General features: G+C 39.8%; 17 protein-coding genes. 8 read left to right on the top strand and 9 right to left on the bottom strand.

What is annotated here, in order from left to right:
- Positions 1 to 290: 290 nt before the first annotated feature.
- On the bottom strand, positions 291 to 1079 hold the full coding sequence (locus D5018_RS10690) for a hypothetical protein (RefSeq protein ID WP_121838998.1): 789 nt from the start codon (positions 1077 to 1079) through the stop codon (positions 291 to 293).
- Between the two features lie 334 nt (positions 1080 to 1413).
- On the opposite strand from D5018_RS10690, the gene cysB reads away from it, so the two are divergent.
- On the top strand, positions 1414 to 2388 hold the full coding sequence (cysB, locus tag D5018_RS10685; RefSeq protein ID WP_121838997.1) for an HTH-type transcriptional regulator CysB: 975 nt from the start codon (positions 1414 to 1416) through the stop codon (positions 2386 to 2388).
- Between the two features lie 60 nt (positions 2389 to 2448).
- Here the strand turns inward: cysB and D5018_RS10680 are convergent, their stop codons facing one another.
- The gene (locus D5018_RS10680; protein WP_121838996.1) at positions 2449 to 3825 is read right to left on the bottom strand and encodes an L-serine ammonia-lyase; all 1377 of its coding nucleotides are present in this window, start codon (positions 3823 to 3825) and stop codon (positions 2449 to 2451) included.
- 209 nt (positions 3826 to 4034) lie between these two features.
- Between D5018_RS10680 and nagZ the strand changes: the two genes are divergently transcribed.
- A complete protein-coding gene (nagZ, locus tag D5018_RS10675) occupies positions 4035 to 5048 on the top strand; it encodes a beta-N-acetylhexosaminidase (protein ID WP_121838995.1) in 1014 nt (337 codons plus the stop codon).
- Here the strand turns inward: nagZ and D5018_RS10670 are convergent.
- Genes D5018_RS10670 through D5018_RS10660 form a run of 3 tightly spaced genes read right to left on the bottom strand, consistent with a single transcriptional unit; the run spans position 5035 to position 7294 of the window.
- Entirely contained in the window at positions 5035 to 6084 is a 1050-nt protein-coding gene (locus D5018_RS10670; protein ID WP_121838994.1) for a glycosyltransferase, read from the bottom strand. The two genes, nagZ and D5018_RS10670, sit on opposite strands and share 14 nt — an antisense overlap.
- Positions 6084 to 6788, bottom strand: coding sequence for an SDR family oxidoreductase (locus D5018_RS10665; protein ID WP_121838993.1), 705 nt, complete (start codon positions 6786 to 6788; stop codon positions 6084 to 6086). The genes D5018_RS10670 and D5018_RS10665 overlap by 1 nt, the downstream gene beginning before the upstream one ends.
- 2 nt (positions 6789 to 6790) lie before the next feature.
- On the bottom strand, positions 6791 to 7294 hold the full coding sequence (locus D5018_RS10660; protein WP_121838992.1) for a 6-pyruvoyl trahydropterin synthase family protein: 504 nt from the start codon (positions 7292 to 7294) through the stop codon (positions 6791 to 6793).
- 133 nt (positions 7295 to 7427) lie between these two features.
- Between D5018_RS10660 and ycfP the strand changes: the two genes are divergently transcribed.
- A complete protein-coding gene (gene ycfP / locus D5018_RS10655) occupies positions 7428 to 7964 on the top strand; it encodes an alpha/beta hydrolase YcfP (protein WP_121838991.1) in 537 nt (178 codons plus the stop codon).
- 129 nt (positions 7965 to 8093) lie between these two features.
- Here the strand turns inward: ycfP and D5018_RS10650 are convergent, their stop codons facing one another.
- Both D5018_RS10650 and mfd read right to left on the bottom strand, forming a co-directional pair.
- Complete coding sequence (locus D5018_RS10650) at positions 8094 to 9167, bottom strand: peptidoglycan binding protein CsiV (protein ID WP_121838990.1); 1074 nt, start codon at positions 9165 to 9167, stop codon at positions 8094 to 8096.
- Between the two features lie 3 nt (positions 9168 to 9170).
- Positions 9171 to 12647 (bottom strand): transcription-repair coupling factor, encoded by a 3477-nt coding sequence (mfd, locus tag D5018_RS10645; protein ID WP_121838989.1) that lies wholly within the window; start codon positions 12645 to 12647, stop codon positions 9171 to 9173.
- 117 nt (positions 12648 to 12764) lie between these two features.
- Here mfd and D5018_RS10640 point away from each other — a divergent pair, with 117 nt between their 5' ends.
- Positions 12765 to 13148 (top strand): hypothetical protein, encoded by a 384-nt coding sequence (locus D5018_RS10640; protein ID WP_121838988.1) that lies wholly within the window; start codon positions 12765 to 12767, stop codon positions 13146 to 13148.
- Between the two features lie 72 nt (positions 13149 to 13220).
- Here D5018_RS10640 and D5018_RS10635 read toward each other — a convergent pair whose 3' ends face one another.
- A complete protein-coding gene (locus tag D5018_RS10635) occupies positions 13221 to 13793 on the bottom strand; it encodes a hypothetical protein (RefSeq protein ID WP_121838987.1) in 573 nt (190 codons plus the stop codon).
- A gap of 82 nt (positions 13794 to 13875) precedes the next feature.
- On the opposite strand from D5018_RS10635, the gene D5018_RS10630 reads away from it, so the two are divergent.
- Genes D5018_RS10630 through D5018_RS10615 form a run of 4 tightly spaced genes read left to right on the top strand, consistent with a single transcriptional unit; the run spans position 13876 to position 17549 of the window.
- Positions 13876 to 15102: a lipoprotein-releasing ABC transporter permease subunit gene (locus D5018_RS10630; RefSeq protein ID WP_121838986.1), complete on the top strand. Its 1227-nt coding sequence runs from the start codon at positions 13876 to 13878 to the stop codon at positions 15100 to 15102.
- On the top strand, positions 15095 to 15817 hold the full coding sequence (lolD, locus tag D5018_RS10625) for a lipoprotein-releasing ABC transporter ATP-binding protein LolD (RefSeq protein WP_121838985.1): 723 nt from the start codon (positions 15095 to 15097) through the stop codon (positions 15815 to 15817). Before D5018_RS10630 ends, lolD begins: the two co-directional genes overlap by 8 nt.
- Positions 15814 to 17061: a lipoprotein-releasing ABC transporter permease subunit LolE gene (gene lolE / locus D5018_RS10620; RefSeq protein ID WP_121838984.1), complete on the top strand. Its 1248-nt coding sequence runs from the start codon at positions 15814 to 15816 to the stop codon at positions 17059 to 17061. The genes lolD and lolE overlap by 4 nt, the downstream gene beginning before the upstream one ends.
- Before the next feature lie 5 nt (positions 17062 to 17066).
- Entirely contained in the window at positions 17067 to 17549 is a 483-nt protein-coding gene (locus D5018_RS10615) for a GNAT family N-acetyltransferase (RefSeq protein ID WP_121838983.1), read from the top strand.
- Positions 17550 to 17563: 14 nt separating this feature from the next.
- On the opposite strand, the gene D5018_RS10610 is transcribed toward D5018_RS10615, so the two are convergent.
- Positions 17564 to 18070 carry a DUF2062 domain-containing protein gene (locus D5018_RS10610; RefSeq protein WP_121838982.1) on the bottom strand — a complete coding sequence of 169 codons (507 nt, stop codon included), beginning with the start codon at positions 18068 to 18070 and terminating at the stop codon, positions 17564 to 17566.
- Positions 18071 to 18080 lie beyond the last annotated feature (10 nt).

The raw sequence follows: 18080 nt of genomic DNA, 5'->3' as shown, positions 1-18080 counted from the left end.
GTACAAGTTGGATTATGCAGAGATGAGGTTACCTACAGAAAACTACTGTGAATTGTTTCTCTAACAGATATGAACCTAATGAGAAGGTCATAGAAGTGCATCTTGATTTGTAGATTATTGCGAAGATTACATGACTATGTAACTGCTCGTATCAGTAATTAAAAAAGTAGCGTTAGGAAAATCTAAGAGGGTGATTCTACGGAAGGCTGGTATGTTATTGATAGAGAGGTATTGTAAGGTTTTGAAGTGTAAGAGCACAAAGACTTACACTTCATTGTTAATTTAGGTTACTACCATTTCTTCTTCGGTTGGAACAGCACGTCAATATCATCTTCACCGTTTGCAGCTTTAGCTGTAGGGATAGATTCAATGGCTTTTTGTTGCTGAGAGTTATCAATACTTGCGCTGATTGATTGAGCTAAATTCAATTTAGATTGAACAAAGTGATCATCTGGATTATTCAATTTGATTGAATTTAATGTTGCCAATGCTTTATTTAGCATTTGTTTTGCTGAGCCATATTGCTTGATATCTTTTGCCTTTTGAGCTCTAGATAGCATAGTGTCAACATTGATCCTAAGTTGCATACTGTTAATACGATTATCTTCATTCGTAAATACAGTAGGATCAATTTTTCCTTTATTATGTTCACTACGCAAAATTGCTTTCAGTTTTTTCAACACTTGCACCATTAGTACAAGCTGTTTGTCATCATTAGGGATCTGAATTCCGTCTAATGAAGGGGGAGATGAGGGGCTCGATTCTAGCTGGTTTATTTGAGCCTCAAAATCAATTAATTGTCTTTCGTAATCTTTCTTTAAGGAGTTTGGTGCTACGCTAGCTGCTGTATTCATTTCATCTACTAGTCGTTTATAGAGCACAATCATTATCTGGTTTGAGCATGGAAATAACGAGATATGCTCCAACACTTTTGCTGTTTCATCGATCTTAGCGCGTTGTTGTTGGTGTTGTACTCGACGATCAGCGTTTTGCTTTTCCTTATGCTGTTGGTAAAGGTTGATCCCAATGATAAGAAGTAATAACGCACTGATCACGATAAGTGAGATTGTAAAAATCATTGTGTTCCTATATTTAAAAGTCGTCGTTAATTATCAACAGGGTCGTACACCAATTTTACGCTATCTCAGTTGTCACTGTTAAGCGTTATAGTCATTTTTCGGCCGATTATCGGTAAAATTTACACTTAAAAGTGCAATAAAACGTCAGCCAAAGTCTTTGTGGTTAACAAGTGTACATCGCTATAACTTTTTTTAACGTTTGTCGTTCTATTTATATTTTTTTGCAATAAGAGACAGGATATATTATAACGCTTAAATCTAGATAGAAATTTACGGTATTGAATTGCTTCGATACCAATAACTTACCTGAGACGCCACGATACGAGGCCCTACTATGAAGCTGCAACAACTCCGTTTTATTGCCGAAGTTGTCAACCATAATCTTAATGTTTCAGCTACGGCTGAGAACTTGTATACATCACAACCAGGGATCAGTAAACAAGTTCGAATGCTGGAAGATGAATTAGGGATCCAAATTTTTGGCAGAAGTGGGAAGCATCTTACTCATGTCACACCTGCCGGTGAGCAGGTGATCAATATCGCTAATGATATTTTGAGTAAAGTAGAGGGCATCAAAAAAGTAGCAGAAGAATATACTCAACCAGATATGGGAGAGTTAAATATTGCAACAACGGATACTCAAGCAAGATACGCATTGCCACCGATTATTAAAGGATTTATAGAACGCTATCCTAGAGTGAATCTAAATATGCATCAAGGAACGCCAAATCAGATAAGTGAACTCGCTGCTCGCGGTGATGCTGACTTTGCTATTGCAACAGAAGCTATGCACCTTTATTCCGATTTGGTGATGCTGCCATGCTATCACTGGAACCGATCGGTCGTAGTCAAAAAAGATCACCCGCTAGCATCTCGAAGTAAAATATCTATTGAAGAGTTGTCACAGTTCCCGTTAGTTACCTACGTATTTGGTTTCGACAAATCATCTGCAATCGAAAAAGCCTTTAAACGTGCGAATTTAGATCCAAGAGTGGTATTTACCGCTACCAGTGCAGAAGTGTTGAAGACCTATGTACGTTTAGGGCTTGGCGTTGGTGTTATTGCATCAATGGCGGTTGACCCTAAAATTGATGGTGATTTAGTCGCAATCGACGTTAGTGATTTATTTGAACACAGCACTACAAAGATAGGATTTAGAAAAGGTAGCTTCTTACGAACTTACATGTACGATTTTATCGAGTACTTTGCTCCACACTTGACCAAAGATGTAGTTGAAAAAGCCATTGCATTACGAGATCAAGAATTAATTGACCATATGTTTGATAATATGGAATTGCCGATGAAGTAGGTGCTAGGATTTATCTCAAAAGTGATGAGCGTTAAATACACTCATCAACCTTTATAAGTTTTAGCACTCAACAATATTCACAGCTAAACCGCCTTGTGCGGTTTCTTTGTATTTGCTTCTCATATCCATGCCTGTGTCCATCATAGTTTTGATAACTTTATCTAAAGACACTTTGTGATTGCCATCACCTCTTAATGCCATTCGAGAAGCATTAATCGCTTTCATTGCGCCCATGGCATTACGTTCAATACATGGAACTTGTACAAGTCCACCTACTGGATCACAAGTTAGCCCAAGGTTATGCTCCATGCCGATTTCAGCGGCATTTTCAACATGCTCGATAGTACCGCCCATGATTTCCGTTAAGGCTCCTGCAGCCATTGAGCATGCAACTCCAACTTCACCTTGGCAACCAACTTCAGCACCAGAAATTGAAGCATTCTTTTTATATAAAATGCCAATAGCGGCAGCAGTGAGTAAAAATCGAGTAGCGATTTCAATATCAACGGTTTCAACATAGGTGTCATAGTAACAGAGTACTGCAGGGATGATACCCGCTGCACCATTCGTTGGAGCGGTTACCACTCTATCGCCAGCTGCATTTTGCTCATTCACGGATAGCGCAAATAAATCAACCCAATCAACCGCTTTTAAAGGATCGTTACACGTTTTACTTTCAGCTTTTAATTGGCGGTAAAGAGCTGGAGCTCGACGACGGAGTTTTAGACCGCCGGGTAGTAAACCTTCTTTTTGGTAACCACGCTCGATGCATGTCTTCATGGTCATCCAGATTTGCCATAAGCCTTCTTTAATCTGGTTTTCATCAGCTAAGCATTTTTCATTTTCCATCATTAATGAAGAGACAGATAAACCATTCTTACGACAAAGTTCTAGCAATTCGTTAGCACTGTGAAAATCAAAAGGTGCAGAGATGATTGGGGCAGCGAGGGAAGCATCTTGTTGAGCGATTTCATCTTCGTCGAGAATAAAGCCACCACCTACAGAGTAATAAGTACGCTTATAAACACATTCACCTTTAGCGTAAGCGTACAGAGTCATTGCATTTGCATGAGCTTCTAAATTGATAAGACGGTTATAAACAATCCCGTGTTCACGAGTAAAGTCGACGATTTTACCGTTGGCGAGTTTTAAGGATTCAGAGTCAGATACGTGCTTTAAAATGCCATCAATAGCATCAGTATCAACCGTTTCCGGATCTTCACCCATTAACCCTAAAATTACAGCTTTGCCAGTACCATGTCCTTGACCTGTTTGGGCAAGAGAACCAAATAAATCGGCACGCAATTCATCTACTTCATTAAGAAGCCCTTTACTTGAAACTAGTTCAATAAAAATTTTGCCGGCTTTCATCGGGCCTACGGTATGGGAGCTAGATGGCCCAATACCGATCTTAAACATGTCAAAAACACTGATCATTTTGCAAAAACCTAATTATGAGGAATGATTCCTTCTTTTTAATATGAGTATAAGTATCACACACAATTCTAATTTTTTGCTATTAGTATTTCTAATAAGTAAGCTTCGAATAAAATCACCTTACCTATTTGAGCTTTTGAACAGATTGAATTTGAGCGCTCTTTGTGACTTAATTACAGTTGTTTTTATACTTGAGAAAAGGGCGTTGAGTGAGTTATTTAATGTTAGATTTATCGGGGAAAAAAGTCACCGAGCATGAGCAAAAACAATTGGCTCACTCTATGGTTGGTGGATTAATTTTATTTACTCGAAATTATGAAAATAAAGCTCAATTAATGGCCTTGATTAAAGAAGTACGAAAATCTAACCCCAATATTCTTATTGCTGTTGATCATGAAGGGGGGCGCGTTCAACGCTTTCGTGGTGAATTTACTGATATTCCTGCTATGAGTAAAATTTTACTTGCCGCTAATGGCGATCTATCTCAAGCCAGAACTTGGGCGAGTGAATTAGGCTTTTTAATGGCTGTTGAGCTATTAGCATGCGACATTGATTTAAGTTTTGCACCAGTTTTAGATGTTAATGGTATTAGTGAAGTTATCGGTGAGCGTAGCTTTAGTAAAAAAACTGATGAGATTATTGAGCTAGCTGGTGCGTTTATTACTGGTATGAAGCAGGCAGGTATGTCTGCAGTTGGAAAGCACTTTCCTGGGCATGGCAGTGTTAAAGCCGATTCGCATATTGATTTACCGGTCGATAATAGAACTAAAGAGCAAATCTTTACATATGACATACTGCCATTTAAGCAACTTATTGCTGATGAGCAAATAGAAGGCATTATGCCTGCTCATGTTATTTATTCTAATGTAGACGACCGTCCTGCAGGGTTTTCAGAATATTGGCTGCAAACAGTACTAAGAAAAGAATTGAATTTTAAAGGTGTTATTTTCTCTGACGACTTAGGGATGGAAGGTGCTAGTGTTGCAGGTGGCTTTAAAGAGAGAGCAAATGCAGCATTGACGGCTGGTTGTGACATGATCTTAGTGTGCAATAACCCTGATGCAGTTAATACTTTACTCACTGATTTTCAGTGGCCCAGTGCAGCACCTCAAAAGCCAGCCAGCTTCTTAAAGCCTGATTTTGTCAATGTAATGAAATCGCTGGAAAATGAAACTCGATGGCAAAAAGCCAAAGAAATCGCTAACCAAATTAATCAGTTTTAAGCCAGTTCAGTAACGTTTTTGCATATTGTTCAATGGAAAATCTCTGCTGAGCTGAATCTCGGCAGTGAGCTCTGGATAGTTTAAGAGTGTCCCTGACTTTTTCGGTCATTTCATCATTGTTATTGACTAAGTAACCAGTGACTCCTGATTCAATTGTTTCAACTGGGCCACCTTTGTTATAGGCAATTACAGGAACACCACAAGCATTGGCTTCGACGACGTTATTTCCAAAAGCTTCAACCCAAGTAGGTGTCATTAGCATCAAAGCTGATTCACTCATCTCGTTGAGTAGTTGCTGATGTGCTACAAAGCCCCGCCAGTGAATATTCACGTCAGAAAATTGTTTTATCAGTTGCTGTTGATACGATGAAGACTGCACTTTCCCCCAAATATGAATGGGTAGTTTTACTTTACTTGCCACTTCTAACGCATTTTCTAATCCTTTCTCTGGGGAGATTCGCCCAACCCATGCAATTTGTTCTTTTGGCGTTTCACGAAAAGGAAAATCACTAAGTTCAAAACCATTGCCGATAATGGGAACTTGATTAGTAAACTGGAAAGTATCCGCTGCAGCTTGAGTCCGAAATGCAATACGCTTTGGAAGTGTTGCATTTAACTCTTGAAGTGCCGATGCCACAGCTTGGTTTTCATTACTCATAGAAACCAGATGATAAATCGGGGTAAAAAAGAATTGAGTTAACCAAATGGGTAGCCAGTCATAAGCCATATTAACAATGATATCAAATTCATGCTGATGGACTTGTGCGTAGCGACACATGGTTACTATGGTGCTGTCGTGACTCATTGTAACAGGAGTAGTTGCTGACTCGGTTTGAACGCTAGTTTGTAACTGTCCGGCAATTTCTATTAAGTTTGCTGCATCCGTGAGTAATTTTGAGCCAGTTGGTGCCAGCACAGAAATTTGAAAACCAAGCGGGGTGAGGGCATTAATAATGTTGAGTAGCGAAGTATCAACGCCACCACCTTCACCTTGCCCTATAGCTTGTACGGGCGTAGATATGATCAGTAATTTCATTAACGTTCGATTTGTCCTAAGTTAGCATGAATCACAGAACCGTTTATGGCTGGAGTATTGGCTGTAAAGAACACAGTTTTGGCTATTTCCTCAGGTGCGATTAAGCGACCGAAAGTAACCATTTGTGAAATGGATTTTTCTGCTTCTGGTTCATGACTGATATGCTCTCTAAGCATTTCGGTATCTGTAAAGCCAGGGCAGATACAAGCCGTATGAACGCCTTTTCCTGCAAGATCTTGGCAGACAGAGCGCATCATTCCAATAACGGCGTGTTTACTTGTAACATAGGAATAGCATCCGGGAACGGCCTTTTCACTTAATGTCGAACCAATAAATATGACCGATGAACTTTCAGGCATATGTGGCAACAGCATCTGATTGAGCAAAGTAGGACTTACAATGTTGATGGCTAAATCTTTATTTAAGGTCTCTGCATTTGCAGTAAAAATAGTATCGCCAGTATGTCCTGCGGCACAATGAACGATGACGACTTGTGTTGCACCTTCCAATTCTTGAATCAAACGTGCTTGATGTTCTTTAAGGCTAGTTGGCGATGATAAATCTGTTTTTAGATTTAAAGTATCTTGGATGTTATTTGGGGAGCGAGATAAGTTAATGACCTTAAACTGGGCTTGCTTAAAGTGTTGGCTGACGGCATAACCTATACCACGGCTTCCACCTGTAACTATCATGACTTTTTGCATTGTTATTCCTCTTTTTTCCAAGAGCTTGAACCTGACTGTCCTGCTCCAGATGAAACCGAAACAGTAACGTGTTCAATACCATATTTTACAGGTGGAAGGGCTCGAATGATCTGTTCAAGCAGATAAAAAGAAAGCTCCTCAACACTGGTGTTTTTGATGGGAAGTAACAAGGTGTCTGAAACTGGAAAACGTAATGTTTCATTATGAAATTTTACATGGTATTCATTGTTATTCTGATGAATATCTAAATATGGAGAGTGGTTGGGCAATAAGCAATATTCATCTAACGTTTCGCATAAGGCTCTGGCTTGGTCTTTAAATAAACGGTAACTGTGGGATAGACCGTCATTCCCTACGGGAAGCGTTAATTCTAATGAGACTTGGAAATTGTGACCATGAAGCCTTTCACGCTCAGTAACAGAAAAAATGGTGAAATGTGCTGCTGAAAATTTCATGTATTCTTTGGCAAGCACTAAATGGGTTAAGCGTCGATTAGTCTGTGTCATCGTTACCTATTTAGCGGGAATGTTTAAACCCACTTTATCCAGTTTGTTGTATTTTGACTCACCTCAAACTGCGAGGAACGTTTCTCTGTTATCTTGACAGTAATTTATGACAATTCAAAGTGGTAACTGACTCATGATTTTATATTTTCATGGCTTTGACTCAACGAGCCCTGGTAATCACGAAAAAATGCGCCAACTACAATTTATAGATGAAGACGTGCGTTTAATTAGTTATAGCACAGAACATCCACGACATGATATGCAACAGTTACTCAAAGAAGTAGTAAAACAAAAGTCGATGTCTAGTGATGAAACGCCTTTACTTATTGGAGTAGGGTTAGGTGGTTATTGGGTGGAACGCATTGGCTTTCTAACCCAAACTCGAAGTGTAATGATCAACCCTAATTTATACCCTGAAAATAACATGCAGGGAAAAATAGACCGCCCTGAAGAATATGCTGATATCGCTGAAAAGTGTGTTACTGAATTCCGAACCAAAAATAAAAGCAAGTCATTATGTATCTTATCTAGGGAAGATGAAGTATTAGATAGTGCTGATACAGAAAAAGCATTAGCTGATTTTTATGACATTATTTGGGATGATAAGCAGCCACATAAATTTCCGGCGTTAGGGGCTCATTTAAAGTCTATTAAAGCATTTAAAGGATAACGTTAAGATAATCTGCCCCGTTTCGGGTAATGCTAAGACCAATACCAAGCAAATTACCGTCGCTCCTGTGAAGTCAGGAGCCTAGCTGGATACCTGCCTACGCAGGTATAACATGACTGGCATTACCCATTAACGGGGCTGTGAAGTTACAGTACTTTCTGATGTCGTATCTTCGGATTGGACTGGCTTTTCCACCGGCGCTTTCATTTTCCGTATTTGAATCACAATTCCCATTTTAGGGTGATCGAAATAATGTATCTCAGTGCTTCTAACACGACGATTTTGGATCATCGGAATTGAAAATAAAAACTCCTGTGGTTTTTTAGGTTCGATGTCAGCTTCAGAGCTTTCAGCAAGTAGGTTGGAAGTAATTTGGTCCGATTCTGGTTTTGGCTTTGCCAATAACATTTCTGGTTCACGCAGCCGTAAATCTGTCTCAATATAAAGGTAATGCTGCAAATAGATATTGAGTTTGCCATCTAATTGCCATATCGGTGGTACAGCTTTCGTTACAGATTCTTGTGTTGTATCTGATGTCGTTTCTGGAACGGCTGCATTTTGATCAATCGTGTTCGGAGTGATTGACTCAATCGCTGTTTCAATATTTTTTTCAACTTCAGGTTCAATCGGCTTTATGGCGAAACCATCAGATTGAAATTCTTTACTGAAATCTTTACCACCAAATAGGTGCAAGGCTTTTGAGCGACGTTTTGGCAGCATCGCTTGCTGCCATGTGAGGTGAAGAAGACTGGTAACACCTCTCTGACGTTGAATTTTTTTGATGATGTCAGAGAATTGATTTTGCTCATAAGCTAATAAAGTGGCTGGATCACCCTGATAGACTTCTGGAACGTCAACTGAACTAACGTTAACGGGAGTAACTTCTGGAAATGTGATTTCAGTGACCGCATCTTGAGGGATACAATCAGCCATTAATGAGCGAGTAAAATCCTCTTCTAAACTTGGGAATGTGGGTTCACAGTCTACAGCAGGTGTGACTACATGCTCAGTGTGAACAATAGGTGTGATTAAATCTATATTGCCTCTAAGTTTGACCTTCGGTGCTGCTTCTGACCAATGTTCAGTTGTCGCTGTATCACGCTTGAAAATATATACCTCAACTTCAAACCAACGCTCCGATGCTGCGTAGGCTGCATTTGAAATGATTACCGATAACAGTGTTAAGGTTAAAGTGCGTAACACAGATTACTCTCCCTGACGGTGTTGAGAAAATTGGTCTAACATCAGTTTTGCTAGTTTTATTCTGTCTTTACTCTCAGCTGCTGGCAAGACAAACTTTAATTTATTTGGTCCTTCCATGCGATACACCTTTGGTTGGCGCTGCAATAGGCTAATAATAAAACCTGGATCTACATTATGGTGTTCAGCAAATTCAACGCTGCCACCTTTAGCGTGAATGTCGATTTTACTGGCACCAATTCTGGCTGCTTGATGCTTGAGTAACGTCAAGTCCATTAGGTTTCTGGTTGCATCTGGTAATAATCCAAAACGATCGATAAGCTCTACTTTCATTTCGTCGAGTTTAGCTTCAGTTTTGCAATTGGCTATACGTTTATAGAGTGATAAACGCATATTGACATCAGGTACATAATCTTCTGGTAAAAGAGCTGGGATTCGAAGCTCGATTTCACTGTGCTGTTTGTTGAGTTGTTCTAACGATGGTTCTCTCCCTTGCTTTAACGATTCAACGGCAGATTCCAACAACTCGGTGTATAAGGTAAACCCAACTTTAGAGATATGACCGCTTTGTTCTTCGCCAAGCAATTCACCAGCGCCTCGAATTTCTAAATCTTGAGTAGCAAGCATAAAGCCAGCACCAAGATCTTCTAATGCATCAATGGCCTCTAAACGCTTTTTAGCATCTTTGGTCATGCGTTTCGGATGAGGTGTCATCAAATAAGCGTAAGCTTGATGGTGAGAACGACCCACACGCCCACGTAATTGGTGTAATTGAGCCAAACCGAAATGATCGGCACGTTCCATGATTATGGTGTTTGCAGTAGGTACATCAATACCGGTTTCAATGATGGTGGTACACACTAAGACGTTGAATTTTTGGTGATAGAAATCGAACATCACTCGTTCAAGTTCTCGTTCACGCATTTGACCATGGGCGACCACGACTCGAGATTCTGGTACAAGTTCACGGATCATTTCTGCGCAGGTTTCGATAGTGGCTACGTCATTGTGTAAAAAGTACACCTGACCCCCACGTAAAATTTCACGCAGTATGGCTTCTTTAATCGTTGCTTTATCGTATTCTCGAACAAAAGTTTTTACGGCTAAACGTTTGGCTGGTGGCGTGGCAATAATCGATAAATCGCGCATGCCTGACATGGCCATATTTAAAGTTCGAGGAATCGGTGTCGCCGTTAAGGTGAGAATATCGACATTGGCTCGAAGCGCTTTGATCTTCTCCTTTTGACGAACGCCAAAGCGATGTTCTTCATCAATGACCAATAACCCTAGTTGTTCGAATTTGGCTTCAGCATTGAGTAGTTTGTGAGTCCCGATCACCACATCCACTTTGCCCGCTTCTAAATCGTCCAAAATTTGCTGTTGTTGTTTGGCGGTTTTGAAGCGAGAAAGCACTTCAATTCGGAAAGGCCAATCTGCAAAACGGTCTTTAAAGTTCTCGTAATGCTGTTGGGCGAGCAGGGTTGTTGGAACAAGCACCACGACTTGCTTGCCAGCATTCACCGCCACAAACACGGCTCGCATCGCGACTTCGGTTTTACCAAAGCCAACATCACCACACACCAATCTGTCCATCGAGATTTTGGCGGTCATATCCGTAACTACGGCATCAATGGCGTTTTGTTGATCTATGGTTTCTTCAAATGGAAAGCCCTGAGAGAACTGAGCATATTCTTGTTGGTCGAGTTCGCAAGTTTCACCAGTTCGAGCTTGGCGTCTGGCGTATACGTCTAGCAATTCGGCGGCGACATCACGAATACGTTCGATGGCTTTTTTCTTAGCTTTGGCCCATGTTTCATTGCCCAGTTTATTTAGTGGTGGCGTCGCTTCACCAGAGCCTGAGTAGCGACTGATCAAATGCAATGAGCTCACAGGAACATACAGCTTATCGTCAGATGCATATTCAAGTTTTAGATATTCACTGTCCATGCCACCTGTATTTAGGACTTCAAGACCTTGATATAGACCAACACCATGATCAAGGTGAACCACGGGTTGACCAACTTTAAGCTCAGCAAGGTTTTTGATTAAGGCATCGCTGCTGATCTGACGTTGCTTGTCTTGACGACGTTGTTGGCTAATGCGTTGTCCAAACAGCTCAGTTTCACAGATGATGTTCAGTGTTTTGTTTTTGTGCTCAAAACTCATGCCTTGAGTTAGAGGGCTGACACAAACTGCAAAGTTATTGTGCTGCTCAATGAATTCTGAGAGGTGCTCAATCTTAATCGGTTTGATATCAATCCGGCTGAGAAGATCGATTAAGGCTTCTCGTCGCCCTTCAGATTCAACGATAAATAAGAAACATTGCTTGGTATTGGCTTCAATGAATTTTGCCAGTGCCGATAGCGGTTGTTTAAGCTTGTGGTTGGCACTGATATCTGGCAGTGAATTGGCATCAATCTGAGCAAACTTGCTTTGTTTTTCTTTAATTGATAATTGATATCTAGGCTGCGCTTTAAAAGCAGAAAACAACTGGTCTTGTAGTAGATATAAATCTTTTGGATGAAGTAAAGGTCGTTGAGGGTCGATATTATGATTATCAAACCTTTGCTCAATTTCCGTTAAATACTTACTAGTAGAACCTTCAATATCTCCGACGGTGATCAGCTGGGTGTCATCGGGTAAGTAATCGAATAAGGTCGCTGTTTCGCTAAAAAATAGGGGCAAATAGTTTTCAATACCAGATGGAAACAGCTTTTTGCTGACTTGCTGATAAACTGACTCTGCTGCGTTCGAAACTTTCTCGAAAGCTTGTCGATAATTTTGACGAAAAACTTCGATAGCCGCATCATCAGTTGGAAACTCTTTAGCGGGTAGTAAACTAATTTTATCTATTGGGCTCTCTGAACGTTGGGTTTCAGCATCGAAATATCGAATCGATTCAACTTCATCGTCAAATAATTCAATTCGCAATGGTTGTTTAGTTCCTGTAGGGAAAATATCGATGATTGAGCCACGAACAGCGAACTCACCATGTTCATAGACCTGATCAACCATGTGATAGCCAGTGTCGATTAACTGCTTTTTGACCGAATCTAAATGATAGGTTGAGCCTTTTTCTAGCTCGAATACGTGATTATTAATAAATGATTTGGGTGGCAGTTTAACCATGAGGGTGTTTACAGGCACAATCACTACACGCTGTTTGGCTTCTGCAAGTTTAGAAAGTGCTGTTAGTCGTTGCGATATCAAATCCTGATGTGGCGAGAAATTATCATAAGGTAAAGTTTCTCTATCAGGAAATAAGCAAACATCAATGTTTGATGGCTTAAATAAATAATTTAGTTCGGCTTCTAATGTGAGTGCCGTCGGAGTGTCTGCTGTTACCAGTAACGTAGTGCTTTGGTTCTGATTAACAATATGTTGTAAGGTTAAAGCTTGCGAAACTCCACCTAAAGTAGACAAGTACTGAACGAAAGAGGGTTTATTATTGACGGGAGGCGTAAAAACTGAAAAAACGGACATTAGAAACTAATCATCTGATAAAACGCAAAAATTACGTCATTGTATACCTATATGCGAACAACATAAACGGTTAATGAATGTGATCTGCATCGGTGGTTTAATCTGTAGGATTTTTCAATGTCTGTGACAAGTTACGAAACAATAAATGTAGGTTTACATTCTCAAGCAGATAGTTCTCTTGAGGGTTTTGTTCCATCTGACATTGTGCCAAGGCGTTATATAGATTCTAGATATGCAAGTAGACTTTTCAATGTGAATTGTTCGGTCATTGATAGCAATGGTAGGAGCATTTCAAGAACAACAGAGTCTTTTATGGCACAGCTTGAGTTTTACGATTGTGCCGAAGAAGTAGAAGGGCGGCTAGCGAGGTTTAAAAGCGTACCGAAATCTGATTCAAAAGAAGTAGAAAATTCAGAAGATTTACTTACATTTGATGTGGTTAAAACTTATTTTTTTGTATTAAAACAACAGGTGTTAAATCATATAGTAAGAATGAAATAGTTGACAAGCTAACCCGTATTTTACAACAGTACTTATTAGAAAGTACGGCTTATGAACTGACTAATTAAGTTACTACTGCCTGTTGTTTCTTGCTTTCAGTAACTTTTGCTGAACACTTAAACTTGCCTGAATCAATAGTTCAACATCTGCTTCTAAAATTTGACTGAATTCAAGCTTAAGCAAATATCGATCGCTATATTCAGGATGCTGCTGACAATCTTTAACTTCGGTAATTGCTAAAATGGCAATTAATTCGTTCCTAATAAATAGTGTTGTTTTAAATAGGGAGTTAACCTCAGCAGCAGCATTAGAAATGACTTCAATCCCATCTCCACCAAATTTATAACCTGCAACTTGGCGGCCATCCTGGTGTTCACTTTCAAGCACGTATTGCAGTATCAGGTCGATTTTTTTTGATTGTAACTTTAGGTAGTCAATGACGGCTTTGCTATCGCCTTCTAGCTTACGAAGTTGCAACAAGCATGATGACTCTATGCCTTTAACTTCACTTAACAGTTTTAGTCCAATTGATTGTAAACCTTCAAGTTCATGTTCAGAGGGAATGTTCTGGCCTGCAGGCCATTCTTCAAGGTAAGCTTTAAATGAATGAGGCACCATAAAATAGGAATTTGAATCATCTAACATTATTTGCCTCTTTATTTATAATCTTATTCCACCTATTATCGTGCCTATCTTTATGATTTAGCAAGCACTTAAGATCGTATTTATGAATTTTGGGATTGCCTTTTTTATCGGTTATCGATATTGGCGCGTTAAAAAATCTAATAGCTTCGCTTCGTTTATTACCTTTTTTGCCGTATCAGGTATTTTTTTGGGAGTAGCAGCGTTAATTCTTGTCAGTTCAGTAATGAATGGCTTAGAAGGTAATTTAAAAAACAAATTACTGGGGACAGTTCCGCATGTAACGGTAAGCACAGCAAAGCCAATGCAGGATTGGAAGCAAAAAGTTAAACAAGTGGAGCAATTGAGTGACGTAAATACGGCCATTCCTAGTACTTCAATTCAAGGAATGCTTCAATCAAGCGCTGACCTAACCGCAGTGCAAATATTTGGAGTTTACCCTAGTGATGGTAATCATATTCCAACCGTTAGCCATAACATTTATCCCGGTGCGTTATCTGATTTAGTCTCAGGAAAATATCGCATTATATTAGGGCAGGAACTGGCTCGAAAATTAAAAGTACGTATAGGGGATAAAATACGCTTGGTAAGCAGTAAAGGAGTGATTTATTCCCCCCTTGGTCCTGTACCTAGTCAACGTAAATTTGTCGTTGCGAGTGTATTTGAAACTGGCTCTCAAGTTGATGCTAACGTGGCTTATATTCATTACAAAGATGCAAGAAGAATGATGCGACGTTCACCGTCTAAGGTCAGTGAACTTAGACTATTTATGAAAGATCCATTTTATGCCCCTGAGATTGAGCCTCAACTTGCGCCTATTTTCCCTGAACAAAAAATTCAAGTGACTGATTGGCGACAAACTTATGGCAGTTTTTTTGGTGCTGTACGTATGGAAAACAATATGATGTCGCTGATGTTAAGTCTTATTGTGTTAGTTGCTGCCTTTAATATCATTTCTGCATTGGTGATGATGGTGACGGATAAGACTACAGATGTGGCAGTACTTAAAACGCAAGGGCTTTCCTCCTCAAATGTCATGGCTGTGTTTATGGTTCAAGGGACGTTTAATGCTGTGATTGGACTTGTGGGTGGTTTAATTGTTGGCGTTATATTGAGCTTTAATATTAATTCCATCTTAAATGCATTGGGATTATCGATTTTAGGGCCGGGAATGGCGCTCCCTGTTGATCTTGAATGGCAACGCGTCATAACTATCGCGGTTGGTACACTAATCCTGAGTTTTGTTGCCACTATTTATCCCGCGCTACAAGCCTCCAAAATCGAGCCGGCCAATGCACTTCGCTATGAGTAACGAGAATACATACACCATGGAACAAAAATTATTATTAAATGTTGAGAACCTTAGCAAGGTATTTGATGACGGAGAAGTCGAAACTCAAGTGCTGCATGAGGTTAATTTGAAAGTGTATTCTGGAGAGCAATTAGCCATAGTGGGTAGTTCCGGCTCTGGTAAAAGTACTTTATTGCATATTTTGGGCACATTAGATCAACCAACAGCAGGGCAAGTATTTTTTGATGGCGAAGACCTGTATCAAATGTCTAGCGGCAAACACAGTCGATTGAGAAATACTGAAATTGGTTTTATCTATCAATTTCATCATCTTTTGCCTGAATTTACCGCGTTAGAAAATGTGGCAATGCCTGCGCTTATCCAAGGCAAAAACAAAAGTGCCGCTTTTGAAACTGCAAAAGAGTTATTAATAAAAGTTGGTTTAGAGCATCGTTTAACTCATACGCCAGCTGAATTGTCTGGTGGTGAAAGGCAGCGTGTTGCTATTGCTAGAGCGTTAATTAATCAACCTAAGCTAGTATTGGCGGATGAACCAACCGGAAACTTGGATTCCAATAGCAGCGAAGTGGTTTACCAATTAATACAAGATCTTGCCAAGCAGTTAGGTACAGCATTTGTTGTGGTGACTCATGATCAAAACCTTGCTAACAGAATGGATAGACAAGTGACAATGGTCAATGGTCGATTAACAGAGCTAGATGGAAGTGTCGCATGAGTCGATTAGCGTTAACAATCGGTTGGCGGTTTTACCGTGCGCGCCAGTCCAATTCTTTCATCAGTTTTATTTCTTTTGCATCAACGGCAGGCATAGCGCTTGGTGTTGCAGTTCTTATTATTTTACTGTCTGCGATGAATGGATTTGAAAGAGAATTAGAAAATCGATTACTGAGTGTGATCCCGCAAGCTGAGATAGGTGGTGTTGATCAGCCACTCCAGCATTGGCAGCCAATATTGCAACAAGCCAAACAGCTTGATGGCGTTGTTGATGCTGCTCCTTTTGTAAAAATTCATGGTTTAGTGCAGAAGCTGGATGGATTTCAAGGATTAGAAGTTGTTGGCATTGATACTAAGCAAGAATCCAAGGTGTCGGCAATTCCTAAGTTTATGTCTGCTGAAGCGTGGTCGTCATTGGCAAAGGGCCGCGGTAACCATATTGTTGTTGGTGAAAACTTGTTAACCAAATTGAATTTGAAAGTGGGGGATATAGTTTCTTTATACGTGCTAGATAAAGCCACTGATAAAAAGCAATTATCTGCTGCTAAAAGTCTACAGTTTACTATTTCAGGTTCTTACAAGTTAGGCGGCGATTTAGAAGTTATGACGGCCTATGCTCCAATGGATTACTTACAAAAAGCCATTAATTATCAGCAAGGCGTTTCAGGTATTCGTTTAAAAGTTGAGGATGTATTTAGAGCCAATCGGATTTCACGTGAATTGGGCTTTATGCAAGAACAACCGGTGTATATGACAGACTGGACACGTTCTCAGGGGCATGTATACAACGATATTCAACTGGTTCGAATGGTGATGTATTTGGCATTAACATTAGTGATTGCGGTTGCTTGTTTTAATGTGGTTTCGACATTGGTGATGTCTGTAAGGGATAAGCAATCGGAAATTGCGATTTTACTCACCATGGGTTTTAAGAAATATCAGATGATGCAAGTATTCATGATTCAAGGTGTGCTTAATGGTCTGCTTGGTTGTGCTTTCGGGGTTACGGTTGGTGTGCTGGTTGCGCTTAACCTGACTGAATTAGCGTTAATACTGGAGAAACTTTTTAGTTTTAAAATACTTGCTGGTGATGTCTACTTTATTAATTTCTTGCCTTCACATTTACACTTAAAAGATGTCTACTTATCGGTTTTTCTTGCTTTGCTTTTGAGTCTGCTTTCAACCATTTATCCCGCTTGGATGGCAAGTAAAGTTCATCCTGCCAGAGCATTGAGTATGGGGTAAATACAATGGAATACATAATCAGGGCTATCACTGCTGAAGACGACTTAACCGTCAAGTCAATCATTCACGCAGTTGGAGCTGAATTTGGTGCAATTGGTGAAGGTTTCGGCCCTTCTGATGATGAAGTATATGCCATGAGCAGTCACTATAAGACTGAATATCAGAGTCAATATTTTGTGGCTGAACTGAACGGCAAAGTGATTGGTGGCAGTGGGATTGCTTCATTTCATCATAGTAATGAAACTTGCGAGCTAAAGAAGCTTTTTATTTTACCTGATGCTAGAGGATTGGGTGTTGGTAAGGGGTTAACGAAAGCTTGCCTGAATTTTGCCAAAGAGCAAGGTTTTCGAGAGTGTTATCTTGATACTTTATCTAATATGGAGTCAGCCATAGCTTTATATAAGAAAATGGGGTTTGTTCAGTTAGAACAACCTCATATTGATTCAACTCACAATGGTTGTGATATTTGGATGTTAAAGCAGCTGTAAAGCTGCTTTTTCATTTAAGCCTTTCGTTTCTTCCAACGTTTTTTAATCGAGCTAAACCATAATTGTTTAATGGTAAAATAGCCTACGATTGAAAACGTCACGCCAATAACCAAACACCCTAACAAAAATGGCGGACCTATAGTCGCAAGTGAGCTTTCTAACCAATGCCAAGTGAGCTCAAATGTAAAATCATGAGTCGGAGTATTTAAAATTTTTGTGCCAAGCCAATAGGCCGCATAGAAGAAAATCGGCATTGTTATCGGGTTGGTGATCCAAACCAAAGCGACCGAAACCGGAATATTCACATTAAATAGTATGGCTAAACCTGCTGCCAAAACCATTTGAAATGGGATAGGAACCCATGCGCAAAATAAACCAACAGCAAAAGCACCGGGTGCAGACTTTCGATTTAATAGCCATAAATTGGGTTTGTTGAGTAAGCTACCAAATATCTTGAGATGCTTATGCTCTCTAATGGTATTTGGGTCTGGCATATATTTTTTTATAAATTTCTTTGGCATAGACTGAAAT

The sequence above is a fragment of the Parashewanella curva genome, from assembly GCF_003675895.1.
GTDB classification, from domain to species: domain Bacteria; phylum Pseudomonadota; class Gammaproteobacteria; order Enterobacterales; family Shewanellaceae; genus Parashewanella; species Parashewanella curva.
Note: the sequence above shows the minus strand (reverse complement) of the source record. Positions and strands in the feature narration are given on the sequence as shown.

What these genes read in the sequence shown, in the direction of transcription:
- lolE (WP_121838984.1), top strand. Translation starts at nt 15,814, where the DNA reads ATGAGTCGATTAGCGTTAACAATCGGTTGGCGGTTTTACCGTGCGCGC.
- D5018_RS10615 (WP_121838983.1), top strand. Translation starts at nt 17,067, where the DNA reads ATGGAATACATAATCAGGGCTATCACTGCTGAAGACGACTTAACCGTC.
- cysB (WP_121838997.1), top strand. Translation starts at nt 1,414, where the DNA reads ATGAAGCTGCAACAACTCCGTTTTATTGCCGAAGTTGTCAACCATAAT.
- D5018_RS10635 (WP_121838987.1), bottom strand. Translation starts at nt 13,793, where the DNA reads ATGTTAGATGATTCAAATTCCTATTTTATGGTGCCTCATTCATTTAAA.
- D5018_RS10610 (WP_121838982.1), bottom strand. Translation starts at nt 18,070, where the DNA reads ATGCCAAAGAAATTTATAAAAAAATATATGCCAGACCCAAATACCATT.
- D5018_RS10630 (WP_121838986.1), top strand. Translation starts at nt 13,876, where the DNA reads ATGAATTTTGGGATTGCCTTTTTTATCGGTTATCGATATTGGCGCGTT.
- lolD (WP_121838985.1), top strand. Translation starts at nt 15,095, where the DNA reads ATGAGTAACGAGAATACATACACCATGGAACAAAAATTATTATTAAAT.
- D5018_RS10660 (WP_121838992.1), bottom strand. Translation starts at nt 7,294, where the DNA reads ATGACACAGACTAATCGACGCTTAACCCATTTAGTGCTTGCCAAAGAA.
- D5018_RS10665 (WP_121838993.1), bottom strand. Translation starts at nt 6,788, where the DNA reads ATGCAAAAAGTCATGATAGTTACAGGTGGAAGCCGTGGTATAGGTTAT.
- D5018_RS10680 (WP_121838996.1), bottom strand. Translation starts at nt 3,825, where the DNA reads ATGATCAGTGTTTTTGACATGTTTAAGATCGGTATTGGGCCATCTAGC.
- D5018_RS10640 (WP_121838988.1), top strand. Translation starts at nt 12,765, where the DNA reads ATGTCTGTGACAAGTTACGAAACAATAAATGTAGGTTTACATTCTCAA.
- ycfP (WP_121838991.1), top strand. Translation starts at nt 7,428, where the DNA reads ATGATTTTATATTTTCATGGCTTTGACTCAACGAGCCCTGGTAATCAC.
- D5018_RS10670 (WP_121838994.1), bottom strand. Translation starts at nt 6,084, where the DNA reads ATGAAATTACTGATCATATCTACGCCCGTACAAGCTATAGGGCAAGGT.
- D5018_RS10690 (WP_121838998.1), bottom strand. Translation starts at nt 1,079, where the DNA reads ATGATTTTTACAATCTCACTTATCGTGATCAGTGCGTTATTACTTCTT.
- mfd (WP_121838989.1), bottom strand. Translation starts at nt 12,647, where the DNA reads ATGTCCGTTTTTTCAGTTTTTACGCCTCCCGTCAATAATAAACCCTCT.